This is a genomic window from Candidatus Desulfosporosinus nitrosoreducens (assembly GCF_030954495.1).
GTDB lineage: Bacteria > Bacillota > Desulfitobacteriia > Desulfitobacteriales > Desulfitobacteriaceae > Desulfosporosinus > Desulfosporosinus nitrosoreducens.
The window spans coordinates 17,368-33,831 of record NZ_JAVHUW010000069.1; the positions used below are offsets into that span (position 1 = coordinate 17,368).

General features: G+C 47.0%; 11 protein-coding genes. 7 read left to right on the top strand and 4 right to left on the bottom strand.

What is annotated here, in order from left to right; translation table 11 throughout:
• The first annotated feature begins 312 nt into the window (after positions 1 to 312).
• Positions 313 to 1,668 carry an MFS transporter gene (locus REC12_RS18860; protein ID WP_308897170.1) on the top strand — a complete coding sequence of 452 codons (1,356 nt, stop codon included), beginning with the start codon at positions 313 to 315 and terminating at the stop codon, positions 1,666 to 1,668.
• A 49-nt stretch (positions 1,669 to 1,717) separates the two neighbouring features.
• Here REC12_RS18860 and REC12_RS18865 read toward each other — a convergent pair whose 3' ends face one another.
• From REC12_RS18865 to REC12_RS18875, 3 genes are all read right to left on the bottom strand, one after another.
• The gene (locus REC12_RS18865; protein WP_308897173.1) at positions 1,718 to 2,836 is read right to left on the bottom strand and encodes a glycoside hydrolase family 113; all 1,119 of its coding nucleotides are present in this window, start codon (positions 2,834 to 2,836) and stop codon (positions 1,718 to 1,720) included.
• 529 nt (positions 2,837 to 3,365) lie between these two features.
• Positions 3,366 to 3,749, bottom strand: coding sequence for a methylglyoxalase (gene glxB, locus REC12_RS18870; RefSeq protein WP_308897175.1), 384 nt, complete (start codon positions 3,747 to 3,749; stop codon positions 3,366 to 3,368).
• A gap of 74 nt (positions 3,750 to 3,823) precedes the next feature.
• Positions 3,824 to 4,393 carry a flavin reductase family protein gene (locus tag REC12_RS18875; protein WP_308897176.1) on the bottom strand — a complete coding sequence of 190 codons (570 nt, stop codon included), beginning with the start codon at positions 4,391 to 4,393 and terminating at the stop codon, positions 3,824 to 3,826.
• 398 nt (positions 4,394 to 4,791) lie between these two features.
• On the opposite strand from REC12_RS18875, the gene REC12_RS18880 reads away from it, so the two are divergent.
• From REC12_RS18880 to REC12_RS18900, 5 genes are all read left to right on the top strand, one after another.
• Positions 4,792 to 5,910 (top strand): AAA family ATPase, encoded by a 1,119-nt coding sequence (locus REC12_RS18880; RefSeq protein ID WP_308897178.1) that lies wholly within the window; start codon positions 4,792 to 4,794, stop codon positions 5,908 to 5,910.
• Positions 5,911 to 6,174: 264 nt separating this feature from the next.
• Positions 6,175 to 6,738, top strand: coding sequence for a free L-methionine (R)-S-oxide reductase MsrC (msrC, locus tag REC12_RS18885; protein WP_374214229.1), 564 nt, complete (start codon positions 6,175 to 6,177; stop codon positions 6,736 to 6,738).
• A 635-nt stretch (positions 6,739 to 7,373) separates the two neighbouring features.
• Positions 7,374 to 10,418, top strand: a complete 3,045-nt coding sequence (locus tag REC12_RS18890) for an ATP-binding protein (protein ID WP_308897180.1) — start codon at positions 7,374 to 7,376, stop codon at positions 10,416 to 10,418.
• A gap of 575 nt (positions 10,419 to 10,993) precedes the next feature.
• On the top strand, positions 10,994 to 11,128 hold the full coding sequence (locus REC12_RS18895) for a hypothetical protein (protein ID WP_308897181.1): 135 nt from the start codon (positions 10,994 to 10,996) through the stop codon (positions 11,126 to 11,128).
• Positions 11,129 to 11,152: 24 nt separating this feature from the next.
• Positions 11,153 to 13,186 carry a methyl-accepting chemotaxis protein gene (locus REC12_RS18900; protein WP_308897183.1) on the top strand — a complete coding sequence of 678 codons (2,034 nt, stop codon included), beginning with the start codon at positions 11,153 to 11,155 and terminating at the stop codon, positions 13,184 to 13,186.
• 356 nt (positions 13,187 to 13,542) lie between these two features.
• Here the strand turns inward: REC12_RS18900 and REC12_RS18905 are convergent, their stop codons facing one another.
• On the bottom strand, positions 13,543 to 13,911 hold the full coding sequence (locus REC12_RS18905) for a hypothetical protein (protein WP_308897185.1): 369 nt from the start codon (positions 13,909 to 13,911) through the stop codon (positions 13,543 to 13,545).
• Positions 13,912 to 14,203: 292 nt separating this feature from the next.
• Here REC12_RS18905 and REC12_RS18910 point away from each other — a divergent pair, with 292 nt between their 5' ends.
• Positions 14,204 to 16,255, top strand: coding sequence for a YCF48-related protein (locus REC12_RS18910; RefSeq protein WP_308897186.1), 2,052 nt, complete (start codon positions 14,204 to 14,206; stop codon positions 16,253 to 16,255).
• Positions 16,256 to 16,464 lie beyond the last annotated feature (209 nt).

The window sequence follows — 16,464 nt, forward strand, 5'->3', positions numbered from 1 at the left end:
ATTGTCGCTAGTTTCTTGACTGCGCTGCTTTCTGGTATAATGCTTTTAAATGGCAATATATTTTCTGCCCTTCGCTGGAAGCGTAAGCTAAGGCGTTTCCCCTGAACTAATAGGATGTAAGTTTTAATTATTACTGCTGCATAAAGAAGACTTGATTCAGGTGGAGTTTTAACTCCATCTGAATCTTAGTCGCGCTTATTCAGGGACTTAGCCCCTCTTAACTCACCGCTTGCCGAAGCGGGAGTCCTAGAGCGGATTAGTCAGCGGATAAAATTGGAGAGAGCAATATGAACAAACAAGAAAAAGATAAAAATGAATAATGATATAAGCAGTACGGAAAAAGAAGTCTACGACGGAGAGGGTATCGCTGCCAAACCGGAGCCTCCGGACAAGGACCAAGAACAGACACAAATTGTTGAGCTGAAGGAGAGAATGTGGACTCGGGGTTTTCTGCTTTTAGGGCAAGGGCAGTTGGTGTCTTTGCTGGGTGACGCTGCTTATGCGATTGCTCTGGGTTTTTGGGTGCTTTCTGTCACAGGTTCCACAGCCCTTATGGGGACTCTTATGGCCTCATCTACGCTGCCCGGCTTGTTAGTGGGTCCTTTTGCAGGTGTTGCAGTTGATAGGGGCGATAGAAGGTTCATCATGGTACTGATGGATGTCATACGAGGGCTGTCGGTTATATTTATAGGGATAGAAGGCTTTACCGGAATGCTGAGAGTATGGATGGTCTTTGTGTCCGGCATTATACTAAGCTTGTGCGGGGCTTTCTTTCAGCCGGCGGTATATTCTGCTATTCCTGACATTGTCCCGGAATCAAAAATAGTGAACGCAAACTCTGTCTTCAGTATGCTGTCACTTGGTTCTACTACTATTGGCAATTCTGCGGGAGGTTTCCTGTATCAACTGCTGGGAGCACCATTTATGTTTTTATTCAATGGTATCTCATTCATTTTCTCAGGTATAAGCCTTATTTTTGTTAAAGTTCCGCAAAATTCCAAGAAAAAGGAACAGCACTTTTCCCAAAACTTTTGCAATGATTTTAAGAAAGGCCTATCCTTTGTCTGGAACTTCAAAGGACTCCGTTACATCTTCCTCATGGGGACTATAACAAATTTCTTTTTTGGAATCGTAGCCGTACTATTGCTGCCGCTTTTCCAGAAGACAGCAAATCTCGGCCCCGCTAAATATGGCATATTTATGGCAGTCTTTATGGCCGGAATGTTTCTGGGAGCGACGGTTACATCCGTGTTCAACCTGCCTCCGTCCAAGAGAATGTTCTTATTAACAATTTCACTAGTATTCAATAATATAGCGCTTGCGCTTATCACCGTTTTTCAGGCCTTTGCACTTATACTGGCACTGGCAATGCTGGCAGGTATCGCTAATTCCCTGGTAAATGTCTTTATGAAATCATCAATGCAGTTCACGGTCCCTAAAGATATGAGAGGAAAGGTATTCAGCCTCCGGGGAACTGTAAAACAAGGATTTGCACCGCTAGCTATGGCTATTGGCGGTGTGTTGGGTGAATTTCTCCCTATAAGGGTCGTAATATCTGCCTGCTGTATAATGTCGTTGCTAATATCCCTGGCGTTTATGGTACGTCCTCAGTTTAAACGTTTTATAAATTATGATCCTAAAGCGGCCAAGCTGCAGGATATTATGTAGAGGTTGAAGTTAGGTATGGCTCGTGGTTAAAAAACACTTCGAAAAGAGTTTAGCTATACCAATTCTTAATTATTTCAGCACTCAAGTTACTGGGGTAATAATTTTTAGTTGCATCATCTTTCCCTATGGCGAAAACAGAAAAGCCTAAATTCCAAGTCTCCTTTTCGAACACTTCTTTGTAAGCTTGGAAACAGTTTGCCTGTTCCAGGTCATTTTCCAGGTTCGACGGTACGGGATTCCAGGGATGAACAGAGGCCTGATTTCTTTTGGGAAAACCTAATTCACCAAAGAATAAAGGCTTATGCCACTTAGAAGATAAATTCTTCAATTCACTGTAAATATCCTGATTTCTCTTGAAGATCTGGGTGCCATGAAGAGCACTTACGAGATTAGCAACTGAATTCGTATCCTTATCAGTAAGCTCAAAGTAAGCGGCCACTGAAATAAAGTCTAGTTTTCCTAAAAGTGGATTGTTTAATTTTACCGTATAGGTATCATCTTTGGAGTCTTTGTTGGAATTCCACTCGGCGGTATACCACCAGTTGGTCCGGTAAGTTATCTTGCCTTTATAATTAGCCCGGACAAAATCGGCCACTTCGCTCCAATACCCATATTGATTTTCAAATTGGTCAAAATTTGAACCAATACATACTGCGTAGACCTTATAAGGCTTGGCGATATCAAGAATTAGTGGACTTAAAACCCCTTGTTTCCAATTCCGGAACCACTCGTTTAAATCAGCCGGTTGCAAATTTGTTTCGTAGAGTTCGCCCTTTTGAATAAAGGGGAAAGGCTCTAAAATAACGTTTATTCCTCTGTAGCGTAACTTTTTGATTAGTTGAATTGCCTTTGTTTTGCTTTCAGGATTAATACTCATTGAATTAGCTGTTAAAGAGGGAATATCAATTTCAACCGGTACGTTTACCGTATTTAAGCCAAGACGCTCAATGTCACTCAGCGTCTGTTCCATGGTATAGTCTACAGAAAGGTTTCCTGATTTAAGCTTTTCTCCCCAGGGTGTAATGATTCTCTTTTTCTCGAATTGATGATTAACGTATACAATATCCACTAATACTGCTTTTGTAAAAATCGCTGCAATTAAAGTTATTGTCAAACTTAAGAGGATCACTTTGTGACGTTTTAAAACGGTTGGTAACCTGTTGAACATTCTTTAATCCTTTCAAACGTGCTAATAGCCGTATTCACCTTGACTTGAAAAGCTTATTTTTTTTCAAGTGTGGCTGTAAATGGCTGTCTTACCAGAATTCAACAATATACTTGGATATTCCTGCCGGAAATTCAACTATAATAAATTTTAAAGCCAGGATGCCCAAAACATCCTGGCTATCGTTATTTTGTAAATTAACTCATACTAATTTGCCTTTGAATGCTGAGATTAGTCAAGACATAGTTATTGAGTATTAAGGATTTATCCCCTAAACTGTTATTCTAGTTTAGAAGCTAATTAGTATCAATTGCCGCCGAATCTTTCTTTTTTTCAAGTTTCCTTTAGTCTCATTTTTGCATAGGAAGCAATGTCTGAAAATGATGCTCTAACCGCCCATGAGTTCTGTTCTAGCCGCCGAATCAATGATTACAGGACAAAGTTTGGGGCTGTTTCTATTGCTTGGGGGTTTTTAACCCTAATGAGAACAGAGTGAATTGAAGATGAGGGGGGACTGAATGTTGTCATGAAGTTACTTCTGTATTATCTGAATAAGGTTGCCGCAGGTATCGTCGAAGACAGCTATTGTGACTTCGCCCATTTCTGTCGGTTTCACAGTAAACGTCACGCCTTTTTTCCTTAACCGTTTGTACTCTTTGCGAATATCGGCAACGCCAAACATTGTGGCCGGGATGCCATCGGCAAATAGCTTCTCTTGATACTCCTTTGCGGCCGGATGGTTGTTCGGTTCGAGTAAAAGCTCGGTACCCTCTTGGTCATCGGGAGAAACAAGTGTTATCCACCTGAATTCTCCGACGGGAACATCTTCTTTTTTGACAAATCCCAGCTTTTCAGAGTAAAACTCCAGGGCCTTGTCCTGATCTTGTACAAAGATACTGGTAACAATGATTTTCATACGGTTTTATCTCCTTTGTTATTTGTGACGCCTGGTGCCGGCGAACATCGACTGCAAGCCAACCCCCTTACACATTAGTCAGGAGTCTTGCTCTGATTCGTTAGCGTTCCCCCTGTTCTAAAAAGATTCCCTATGGCCTCATTTAAGCTATAATAGCTAGCCCCCATCATAATAATGGGATTTAGTTTTAACGGGTCTGGCTTGCCGTCGGTGACACAGTCCTCATTAACATATACGGCAACAATCTCCCCTAAAAACATTTCAAAATCAAATAAAGGAATAACCTGAATAACTTTGCAGAGGAAACCCATGGAGCATTCTTTGATCATGGGTGCTTTTCCCAATTCGTCATAAAAGGGAGTAAATAAGCCTGACTTATCGACAGTTTTCCCGGACACAATTCCACAATAATCTGTCTGTTCTACCAGGGAAACCGGAGGAATGTTCACACTAAAGTACCCGTTTTCCCTGACTCCTGGGGTTGTATAATGGGTGCTTTTTAAGGAAACATAAAGCACCGGCTTCATACTTACTACTCCACAGGCTCCCACAGTGACATAATTGGGTTTTCCCTGGACATCTGCTCCAATAATCATGGTTGGAAAAGGACCAAAAGGTTGATTTTGAATTTTAATCTTTTTCATGGCAATCCTCCTATTCATTTGACCGGTTATTTGAGGCGGCTTTATTACTATACCGCAGATATCTATAAAATTATTAAGGTTCTTTTTATTATGAGCTAGGATAGAGATACAGCATGTCTATAAAAGAGGGAACTTTTGGGTGTTTTTAAGATTATAGCTCACATAAAACAAAAAATAAATTTCAAATCTTATGTTTGCCTCTACAGAGCCCCGATTGGTACTGTAGAGGAGATCATTATAACGAAGGGATGGGTCAATTCACTTAGCCTGAGTTGGGATCATTGGATATTACCTGAAAACATTTTTAGATTTATAGGGGAGACGAATTAAGAAAATTTTAATATCACGTATTTTGTGATATAATATCACTAGAAATGTGATATAAGGGAGTGGCCTTTGTGTCAAGTTCAAACACGCTGTTTCCTCTTGGAGGACCAGTTGATGAAAATGATATTGTTGGACGTGAAGATTTTTTAAAGTCAATACAAGCTCGTTTAGCTGACGGACAAAGTATTATGCTTACAGGTCCGCGCAGGATTGGAAAAACCTCACTGGCATTAGAAACTTTGAGACGGTTGAAAAAAGAAGGGTGTTATGTCGCTTCGGTTGATTTTTTTCGAGTCTCGACGAAACGGGAGCTGGCCACAGCTATTATTGATGCTTGCCTGGAAAACAGGACCGGTATTCGCAGAACGATGGATGCCCTAATGGGTGGCATAAAAACCGTTACGAATGCGACTAAGTTAGCCATGAAATTACAGGGGCTGGAATTTTCTTTTTCGTTTCCGGATAAAGAAACGTCCGATGATTTACTATTTTCCTATGCTTTGGATTTGCCGCAAAAGCTTGCTGTTGTGGATAAAAAGCAAATGGTTGTTGTTCTCGATGAATTCCAGGATGCCGCCCGCATTGTTGGGGACGGTGTTTTTAAACTGATGCGTTCTCACTTTCAGGTTCAAAATAAGGCTAATTATTTGTTTTTAGGTTCCAAAGAAGGACTTATGAATAATATTTTTGCAGGGTCTGACCAGGCTTTTTATCGCTTTGCTACGATTTTACCGTTACCGCCGATTTCTTTGGCTGCCTGGTTGGATTATATCAAGAAAAAGTTTGAGGACAGGGGAATTTGCTGCAATGAGCAGACGATTCAGGAGATTATCAAGATTAGTGGAGGACATCCCCAGGACACTATGCTTGTTTGTTCGGAGATCTATTATTTGTTGCTGGAAACTGGCGAGAGGTGCTTATCGCTTGAGGCTGTGCAGCTTGGAACGCAGCGCGCCTTAGCCTCTCTCACGCCAGTGTTCGATGGGATTCTCGATGAATTGGGGCCAGCTAAAAGAATTCTAATTCGTTTGGTTCAGGAGGCTTCGCTTTATGAGAGAGGTACTCATCCTAACGAGATTAAACGTATGATCGATATGTTAATTAACAAGGGTATTTTGGAAAAGATGGAGAGAGGAACTTATAACTTTGTGGAGCCTTTATTAAAGGATTATTTGCTTAAGGTTATATAGAACTTTAAAGAAGTTTTGTTGGCTTTTTAGGTTGTTAAATGTCCGTCTTAGGTTTATATTTTTCCCAAGTTTAACACCCCGGATGAACTGGGGTGTTGTTTTGGCAAAGAGGTTGGAAGTTCAGGGCTGCATTAATAGAGTTCCTCGGTTCGTTATTATTAACAGTCTACTTAACAGTATATCGATTACATTAGAATAATCATCCGATTTTATTCGCTGACTAATCCGCTCTAAGGAACCGGAGCCGGTACCTGCTCATGGAGAATGACCTGGTTTTACTTTATTATGGTCGTTGCGCTTTTTACGCCGCCGATAGATAATGGAAGAAAAACGGTAAGGAGAATTCTGATGATTGCTCAAGATGAACATTACCAAACTTTAAATCAAGCCTTACAGGGTTTAATCCAAGGCGAAAGCGACGCCTTGGCTAATTTGGCCAACAGCGCGGCCCTGTTATTTCAGAGCCTGGAGAAAATTAATTGGGCAGGTTTTTACCTTTTTAAAGAGAATCAATTGATTCTCGGACCGTTTCAGGGGAAACCGGCCTGCATCAGAATTGCCCTGGGGAAAGGAGTTTGCGGTACGGCAGCTGACAAGAGGGAAGCCATCGTGGTAGAGGATGTGCACCAGTTTCCGGGACACATCGCTTGTGACGGGGCTTCTGCCTCAGAAATCGTCATACCGATAATCAAGGATGATACATTGCTTGGCGTCCTGGATATCGACAGCCCCGTCAAAGCCAGATTCAACGAAGAGGACCGGCGGGGCCTGCAGGGCTTTATAGAGATTTTATCTGCCAATATCCATTGGGAGGGCTTGCTTCGTTAACCATGAGCAGGGATATCCCATAATCTTGCAGCCGGTGATTTCGTTTTCCTAAATTATTATGCAGGCAATACTGGTCAACCGCTTGAGAATCAAATCTATGGTGCGTTTGACCATTTGGAGAAACGATTAAAATCTATTGGCTTAACCCAGACTGAGGTTTGAGGGACGTTTTATAGTGTGTGCTGTTTCTTGATGGGGTTGTCTATTTTGAGGCGGCCTCCTTTTATTCTATTTTGGGAGAGGAAGCGGGAAGGAGGAAGATGATGGTGGCAATCGCCCCTTGACCGGAAAGAATAAACCCTTGACCGGCATTATAGCCGGCGGCAGCCGCCGGTCGCCATCCTCTAGTTAAAAGTTCAGTGCGGAAAGTGCCATCTTTCCCGGTATGCCGGAGGAGGAAGAGGGCGCTTTTTCTGCATCGCCGGCCTGCCGCCCCGCCGGAAGGCGCCTGCTTCGGGAATGAGCATCGAGACGAGCACCCAACCGGGTGATGATCTTAAGTGCGTCTATTCCCTCACTGCCTTTTATGGCATAATGAAATAGGTATTTAGCCCATTCATTTTGCAAAAATTAATAGAGTAACCGGGACGGTTGAGCGCCTTCCCGCCAAGGCAGGAGACGGAGTTGATTGTCAGATGAGAAAAATGCTAATGGCGCTTATCGCAGTGAGTCTCGGTTGTTTTCTTTTGTTGTTTGGCTTATTGGAAGCCTCGGATAATAGAGGCCGTGAACCGGAGCCGGCCCGGCAGGGTGTCTTGGATTTAAGAGCTTGGGATTTTGCTTCGGATCAGGTTGTTCCGTTGGACGGACAATGGGAATTTTATTGGAATCAGCTGCTGGAACCGGGAGCAGAGCCGGCTTCAGCAGCGAATTTTATTCAAGTGCCGGGTTTTTGGCGGCAAAGTATTGAAGCCGGCAAGGACGAGGCCAAGGGGGCCGCTACCTACCGTCTGAAGATAAAGCTCAATCCTTCCGCCCTGGTTTATAGCTTAAGAATTTCCAACATCCGGATGGCCAGCGAGATTTATGTCAATGGGGTCCAGGTGGGGGGCAGCGGTGATCCCGCGTTATCCCAAGAGGAGTATCAATACGAGAACAAGCCCTACAATGTTTTTTTTCCTGTGCAGGGAGATACGGCGGAAATTTTGATTCATGCGGCCAACTATGAAAATACTCAGGGGGGAATTCCCTACCGCATTTATTTCGGGAGCGCCCAAGGAATTTATGACCTGAACACCAATACGACCCTTCTCAATGTGAGCCTGATTGTGTCCCTGCTGATGGTGGGGTGCTATCAGCTGAGTGTCTTTATTATCCGCAGAGAGGAAAAAGGGCTTCTCTATTTTGGTTTAAGCTGTATCGTCATCGCCTGGTCTTTTGCCAGCAACGGTGACAGGATTCTGATTGAATATTTTGACTTGCCGCCGGAGATCTATTATAAGATCCAGGCCATTTCTTTATACTTCTCCCTGGTCACGATGGCGATGTTTATCAGAACCGTGTGCAAAGGGCTGATCCCCCGCTGGTTTAGCGAAAGTATTGTTTACGGCATGGGCTTGTATGTCTGTTTTGTCCTTGTCACTCCCTTTCAATGGTATTCCCGTTTCAATTTATTGTTCAGCTGTCTGCAAATCTCGGCTTACGTCGTCATCATTGGACTCTTGGTCCATTCCTATTGGCGGGGAAGATACGGCGAATTCAACCGGAAAAGTCTGGGGCTCTTTATCCTGGCTTTAGGCTGCTATCTGATTGGTTTAATCGACTATTCCCTCTATCTGAGCAGCTTGACCCTCAATTACCAAATGGGGTATTATGCCATTTTGGGCTTTTGCTTTCTGGTATCCTTCATTATGTCTTACCGCTTCTCGGAAGCCTACAAGACTATCGAAGGCATGGCCTCAAAGCTGCAGCAAGCCGACAAGCAGAAAGACGAGTTTTTGCTCCATACCTCCCATGAGTTTCAAACGCCGCTCCATGGCATTATTAATTTGTCCCAAGCCATGCTGGAGGCGGGGGAAGAACTGACCGAGAGCCACCTGCAGAACCTGTCCGTGATCAGGGACACTTCCCGGAGGCTGTCCGCCCTGGTCTACGACATCCTGGACCTGGAAAGAATTAAGCGCAATGAGTTGACCGTTCATCCGGCTGAAGTTGACGTTCGGGTAACCGTTTCTCTGGTGTTCGACTTATTCCGGCATTTGCTTGTAACGAAAAAGGTTGGGCTGGTCAATGCTGTACCCGCTGATTTGCCCCTCGTTTCTGCCGATGAGGACCGCTTGAGACAGGTCATCAATAACCTCGTGGGCAATGCGCTGAAATTTACCGGCGCGGGAAAGATTACAATTTCCGCCCAGGCCATGGCGGACCGGGTGAAAATCCTAGTCGAGGACACTGGAGCAGGCATTGCCCCCTCCGACTGGGATACGGTTTTTCAGCCCTTCGAACAGGCTCACCAGGAGTATGGAGGAACGGGCTTGGGCCTGGCTATTTGCCGCAGATTGCTGCAATTGATGAACGGGGAGATCTATATCGAGTGGTCGGAGCCGGAGCGGGGGACCCGGATGGCCTTTACGCTGCCGAGGGCGGATGAAGCCTCGCGCCAGGCCCAGGAGACCCTCCGGCCCCCTGAAAACTACGCAATGGCCGAGCAACGCAGCGTGGTGGACCTGCCCCAGCAGGGCAGGGGGCAATTTACGCTGCTGGCTGTCGATGACCAACCGGCCAATCTTCAAGTCTTATTCCGTTTGTTCGCCAAGGACCCGTACAACTTGCTCTGGGCGACGAATGGAGCGGACGCCTTGGAGCTGTTGAAAAGCCGCTCCGATATTGATTTGGTTCTGTTGGATGTGATGATGCCCAGAATGTCGGGCTATGAAGTTTGCCGGGAGATGCGCAAGCAGTTTTCCCTGTTTGAGCTGCCGATTATCTTGCTGACGGTGCGCAATTCCCCCAACGACATCGCGGCAGGCTTTAAAGCCGGGGCCAACGATTTTATTGTCAAGCCCTTTGACGCCTTGGAGGTACGGGCCAGAACCGAAACCCTCCTGCAGCTGAAGCAGTCGGTTGCAGCTGCCCTGAAGGCCGAACTGGATTTTCTCCAATCACAAATCAAGCCCCACTTCCTGTTCAATTCGTTAAATGCCATTATCTCGCTCTGTTCGACGGATGGGCTGCGCGCGGAGAAGCTGATTACGCATTTGAGCTATTATTTAAGAAGATGCTTTGATCCCCGGCCGGATAGTTTTGTGCTCCTGCAGGATGAGCTTCGCCTGGTGGAAGCCTATGTGGAAATTGAAAAGGCCAGATTTGCGGACTATCTGACAGTTGTGTACGATGTCGATCAGGACGCCTTGGAGAAGAAAATTCTGCCCCTGACCATACAGCCCTTGGTGGAGAATGCCATCCGGCATGGGGTGACGAAGAAAGTGGATGGCGGAACCGTCCTCCTGACGATTAAATTAAAAGCGGATACCCTTGATGTTGAAGTATGGGACAATGGGGTCGGGCTAAGTCGGGATCAATTAAAGAATTTGTGGCACAGGGAAAACTCATCCGCCCAAAGGCGGGGAGTGGGCCTGGCTAATGTCCGGCGCAGATTGCGGCACTTCTGCGGGGAAGAATTGAAGGTAACCAGCAGCGAAGGGGAATGGACCAGGGTTCAGTTTTTCAGCAAAGTGTGACCTGTGGAGATTTCAGAGTTTTTTCCACGAACTGCATAATAGCAGTGGCGTGTCGGACGCAGTTAAATTAGCGAAACCTCCCTCGTTCAGGCGGGGGAGGTTTTTGGGCGTTACGCAGCCGAATGAATATGAGCGCTTTGCCGGCAATGAGCATGCCGCTCTTAAATGAGAAACTGGTGCAGTTGTTGAAACTTTAAAAAAGGATATTCAGTGGCTCTCAAATTTAGCAAATAAACAGCAGAAAGGAAGGGGGATATCCGGCTAGCGATGGATGAAATTGTTAACGCGGAGAATTTCCCGGAAAAACAAAGAGAATTTATGAAAGCTTAAGATAAACTTCTTTCAGCGCTAACAGGATGACAGAAAATTTGCGGGAAGGACGGTGACCCGGTTTCCCTATTTGACCTTCATAAGTTATGATTTTTTAGGCGAGGGAAAATGAAGTTGTCTAAAAAATAGTGGTGGTCCTTGCCAACAATTACCGGGTGATTGTTGACTTTTTATTTTCTCCTGGAGTTTCTCTGTCCGAAAAATAGCTTAGGGGCGCACCGAATAGAGTTTTTTACTCGGGGATTTTGTCCATATCGATCTTTGCCCGGCCGTCTTGTCGGGCTGGTTCCTGGCGCGTCGTAACAGTGCCAAGGGAAAATGTTGCCGCGGTTCACCTGGAAGCCTTGGCTGAAGAAAGCGCTGAGTTGAATCAGCGCTAAAGCGCAAAAGGAGGATTGACAAAAATGGAGATTGAAAAAAGAAAGCGGAGCGGGAGGCTCCTGAGTATCCGGACAAAGCTGGCCTCCGTGATCGCAGTAGTGATTATCTTAGCCGTTGCGACTGTGGAGATATATGATTATCAGAGCAGAGTTTCAGAAATAGAACAAAGCGTCCGAGAGCAGCAATTAGATACTGCGGTGCTTACAGCTGCCAGAATAGAAACGGAAATAGACAAAACAACAGCCACTCTGGAAACGGCGGCCCATAACAATGCTTTTGCCTCTGACAACAGGGACGTCCTCATCCAGATTTTGCTGGCTATCAAAGAACAAAATCCTATCTTCTCCACAGTTTTTATGGCGGACGCGAAGCTCACCAGGTTAAATGAAAAAGGAGAAATAAGTTCCCTGGCCGATAGAGAATATATGCAGGAAGTCCAGAAAACAAAGAAAACAGTGATTTCACGCGAGATCCTGATTTCCCAGGCCACCCAAAAACCGTCGCTGATGATCGCCACCCCCGTCAAGGTCCCGGGGGCGCCGGAAAGATATTTGGGAATCTCCGTAAACATTGACAATCTGCAGAAGATTGTGGCCCAAAGCAAAAAAAGCGACAGCAACTATTCTTTTGCTTTTGATGGGAAAGACGGCCTGGTCTTTGCCCACCCTGTTGCCGCTTATATCGCCTCACTTAAATTCATTAATCCGGATGCCAAGGATAAGTCCCTGGTTGCGCCGGAACTGCAAGCCATGGCCCGGGAAGCGGTCGCCGGGCACTCCGGCAGCCAAGTTTATAATTTTAATGGCTCTAAGATCATCGCCGCCTACACCAACATTCCGGGGACTTCTCTGGGCGTTGCCTCCAGGATGACTTATGACGAGATTATGGCACCGCTCAGGAAACAACGAAATATCGACATTATCATCACCCTGGCCGTTGCGCTCCTCGGGGCCGTCATTGCCCTGGCCGGTGCCAAATTGATTGCCGATCCGCTCAAAAGGCTTGCCGACCAGGCCAATAAGATTGCCGCCGGCGATTTCACCCAGGCCAAGGCCATCAAGGTTAAAGGCCAGGATGAAATAGGGCAGCTACAGCAGGCTTTCCAAGCTATGGCCGGCATGCTGAAATCCACCATGGAACAAATCGGTCAGGCCGCAGCGCAAGTCGCCTCTTCCAGTGAAGAACTGGAAGTGAGTGCGGAACAATCCGCTCAGGGGGCCGGCCAAATTGCCGCAACGGTGACACAAGTGGCGCTGGGCTCGGTGAACCAGGTCAAGGCTGTTGACGATACGGTGCAGACCGTTAAAGAGATTAGCGGTGAAATTAATGATATCGCGCAGCATGCGGCGGAAGTCGCGCGGGTTTCCGAAGAATCGGCTGCCGCGGTCCGGGATGGAGAAGAGGCTGTTCATCACGCCATTGAGGCCATTACCAATATCAACGGCATCGTCCAGGGCACCGCCGTTGCCATCCGCAGCCTGGGAACTTTTTCCGAACGGATCAGCCAAATCGTCGATACTATTTCAGGTATTGCTTCCCAAACCAATCTCCTGGCTTTAAACGCGGCGATCGAAGCCGCGCGGGCCGGCGAACACGGGCGCGGTTTTTCCGTCGTCGCCGATGAGGTCCGGAAACTTGCTGAGCAAGCCGAAGAATCAGCCGGCAGCATCGCCCAAATCATTCGGGAAATCCAGTCCCAGATCCAGCTGGCCATCGACAGCATGGAAAAAAGCGCCGGGGAAGTCACCACCGGACAAGAAGTGGTTTTAGCTGCCGGCCAATCTTTCGCAGCCATTCAACAACAGATGGATAATGTCCATCAAGCAGTTCTGGGGATTACCGCAAACGTTCAGGTCTTGTCGGCTTCCAGCGGTAAAGTGATTGCAGAGGTGGAGAAGATCCGGGATATTTCCCAGGAAACGGCGGCCAGCAGTCAAACCATCTCCGCCGCTACCGAAGAACAATCGGCCGGGATGCAGGAAATCGCTTCTGCGGCCGAGTCCCTGGCCCAATTATCCGGCCAGCTGGAGGGCACGCTGCAACAATACAAATTTTAGGCGGAGCAGAGATTTGTTTTACGGCGCTCTATAGTGCGAAAAGCAAAGGGAAAAACGACCTTGGCATTTATGAGCTTTAAGCTTTTCAGAAGGCTTTTCTAACGACATAGACTATTCTCAATTGAAATTAGCGTACAAATTCCCCCGGCAAGCAGGTCTCCAAGGACCTGTTTGTTTTTTTATACTGCCAGGAAGTATAAACTTGCCTTATATACTTTCTAAGCACAAGTTCAACTAAGCAGCCGCCTGAGCCAGAGGCTTCTCCGCTGTGCTAACCTGTGCGAAGACAGGGTCTCCGGGCGCCAGCAAAAGAGCTTGGCAAAAATCCAAGCTCAACCTGTCTCCAAAAGGCTCATCTATTTTTTTACCGGTTCATATCCCTGTTTCAGAATTTCATCATAATAATCAAAAACTTTGTCCTGCAGAGTGGCTACACAATCGGGGCAAACACAGTAGCAGACTTTTTCCGAACCTCCCTCATCAAGCGGGGAATAATTGCAAAAGGCATAAACTTCGGTTTTTTTACCGCAGATACCACAAGTTTCACAGGGAACGTCCGGCTCTAATTCTTTTTCGATGCGCTCGATACAATTTGGACACACGCTATAGCACATTTTCTTTTCTTCCTGGCCATGATGCTGTATTTTGCAATAAGCATGGACATTTTCTGTTGAACCGCAGTAAATGCAGCTTTCACCAATTACTTCATGATCGTGTGTTTCCAAAGAAAAACCTCCTTTAAACTTAATTAGTAGCAAGAATACTTGTCAGGATAAAGAAGACTTGATTCAGGCGGAGTTTTACTCCAACTGAATCCTAGTCGCCCTTATCCAGGGACTTAGCCGCTCTTAACTACCGCTTGTAAAAGCGGGAGTCTTAGAGCGGATTAGTCATCGGATAAAGAATTAAAGTTACAAGTTCTGCTTTAATGTGTTTACTTAACTATAATTTGTTTATAAAATATTATCAAGGCTGAATTTTTCAAATATTATCAAAAAACACCTTAAGGAGTATCCTATGAAAAAGCTGGCTATAGTCTTGCTCATAATTTTTTTGTTAAGTGGGTGTTCGCCGGCCAACAGATCGAAGCAGGGTCTGAGCTGGGGCGGCAGCGTGGCGGAAACTCCAACTGTATCCCTGTCCCCCCAGACCTTAAAGCCGGGTGATGCCATCAGCGTATCGGGTGAAAACAATTGCTTCTCGCTGCGCTCGCTTGATTTTCTGGACGAAAATAACGGCTGGGTAATCAGGGAGAGAACCGACAGCAGGAATCTTGAGAGGAAATCACAGCTTTTGCAGACGCGGGACGGAGGGATGCATTGGGCGGAAATCGGGTCTGATGGCAATACCCTGGATGAGGTTAAATTTGTTGATTCCCATGAAGGCTGGGCGATCTCCCAGGCCGGCCAGGTGGAAACGAACCCGGGCCCGGTGCAGTATAGCGTCATGCAGACGATGGACGGCGGCGCAACCTGGAATGTTCAATGGCAGGGGCAGCAGACTTCCGCTTCAGGTCTGGGCCTGTGGTTTCAGGATGCGGCACACGGTTTCGCCTTAGTCGCAGACACCTTGCTGGCAACTCAAAACGGCGGCAGGGAGTGGACGAAGGTGTCCTTCGGAGCGGGGGATTTTATTCCCCAGAGCATGAGCTTCACTGACGCTCAAACAGGCGGGGTCGCGGGCGTCAATGGGCAACAGAACGTCCTGACCGTCCTGCACACCTCGGACGGCGGCAAAAGTTGGCAGCGCCAGTTTCAAAAAAGTAATTCCGGCTCCGGTATTATGGGGATCATCGGGCTCGATTTTGTCGATGCCCGTACCGGCTGGTTTTTAACCTCCGATTTAGATACCCGGAACGGAGACTTATATCATACTGATGACGGCGGAAGCAACTGGAAGAAAATTAATCAGATTAAATGTGTAAGGCCGACGCCCACAAGCCTCCATTTTATTTCGCCCAAGGTGGGCTGGATTCCCCTGGATGTCGGCGCGGAGCCAATTGACGGCGGCCTGACCTACACCCGGGACGGCGGAAAAAGTTTTCAGGTGGTGGGCAGATCCGGGGCTGGTGATCCCGATGGAACCCAGAAAATTACGAGTGCGCGGGATGTCGATTTCATCTCCGGAGAGCAGGGATGGGCAATCGGCTTGAGCATAAGTATGAGTAACGGGGATTATCTGATCCGAACGAAGGATGGCGGAAATACCTGGGATCAGGTGTATCCCAAGCTTATGCCGACTAAGGATATTTCCATAGTGGATGGTCAAAACGGCTATGGCCTCACTACGCTTTCCGATTTTGGGGCGCTGCTTTACACTTCGGACGGCGGGAGCAGCTGGCAGATCCTGAAAAGCTTTGCTCAGAAATACCGGCCTGACAAGCTCTCCTTCATTGACGCCAAGACGGGGTGGATGCTGGCTTCACCTGTTGCTACCAATAGGACCGTCGTCTTGCACACCTCGGACGGCGGCGGGACATGGGCAGAACTTTCCAGCTTTTCGACTTATCTGGAGACAGACTATTTCAGGTTCTTTGACGCCAACAACGGCATTGCCATAGACGGGGGAATAGACGGCGGGTTTTACCGCACCAAAGACGGCGGCCAGACTTGGGATTTTACTCCCAGAGAAATACCGGAAAACGGGATCAATCAGTTCGCGTTCAGATCCCCCATTGAAGGCTGGGAGATCTGCAATCCCGGGAATTACAAAACTCCCTATGATATTGCCGTCAGTTCCATGACGGATGGAACAGCCTGGCAGGCCCCAATAGGGATCAGGCCGGGCGCCTGGTCATATGCGCTGACCTTTCTGAGTGGGCAAAAGGCGATGCTGCTGGCGGAAGAGCCTCCCTTTAACCAAGACAGCAGGATGGAACTCCTGGTGACCGCAGATGCCGGAAAGACGTGGGAGCCTCACCCCCTACCCGAGGGAATCAACGGGTTCAGCATAGTTTTGCTGCAGAATCAGCTCCCCATGCAGTTCGCCGGCGACTTGCACGGCTGGATATTAACTGCTTACGGGCTGCTGGTGACGCAGGACGGCGGCAAAACATGGACCTGGAAATAATGGGATAAGATCCCGCCGGAGTCCTGGCAAACTCAGGCTGTATCTTTTTTTGTATGCTCAAGATATCCCTCCGTAACTGGACCGGCGCTGGATTACCTTGACATCTAAAGGCATTTTTATAATACTAAATATAAGAAGGCAAGTACGCAGAACAAACTAATCCGACATTTTTAACGCAAGAGAAGAATGCGGGGAAGGTTCGAACTCAG

Coding starts and splice junctions, on each gene's coding strand:
- REC12_RS18865 (WP_308897173.1), bottom strand. CDS start 2,836: ATGTTCAACAGGTTACCAACCGTTTTAAAACGTCACAAAGTGATCCTC.
- REC12_RS18860 (WP_308897170.1), top strand. CDS start 313: ATGAATAATGATATAAGCAGTACGGAAAAAGAAGTCTACGACGGAGAG.
- msrC (WP_374214229.1), top strand. CDS start 6,175: ATGACCTGGTTTTACTTTATTATGGTCGTTGCGCTTTTTACGCCGCCG.
- REC12_RS18875 (WP_308897176.1), bottom strand. CDS start 4,393: ATGAAAAAGATTAAAATTCAAAATCAACCTTTTGGTCCTTTTCCAACC.
- REC12_RS18900 (WP_308897183.1), top strand. CDS start 11,153: ATGGAGATTGAAAAAAGAAAGCGGAGCGGGAGGCTCCTGAGTATCCGG.
- REC12_RS18910 (WP_308897186.1), top strand. CDS start 14,204: ATGAAAAAGCTGGCTATAGTCTTGCTCATAATTTTTTTGTTAAGTGGG.
- glxB (WP_308897175.1), bottom strand. CDS start 3,749: ATGAAAATCATTGTTACCAGTATCTTTGTACAAGATCAGGACAAGGCC.
- REC12_RS18890 (WP_308897180.1), top strand. CDS start 7,374: ATGAGAAAAATGCTAATGGCGCTTATCGCAGTGAGTCTCGGTTGTTTT.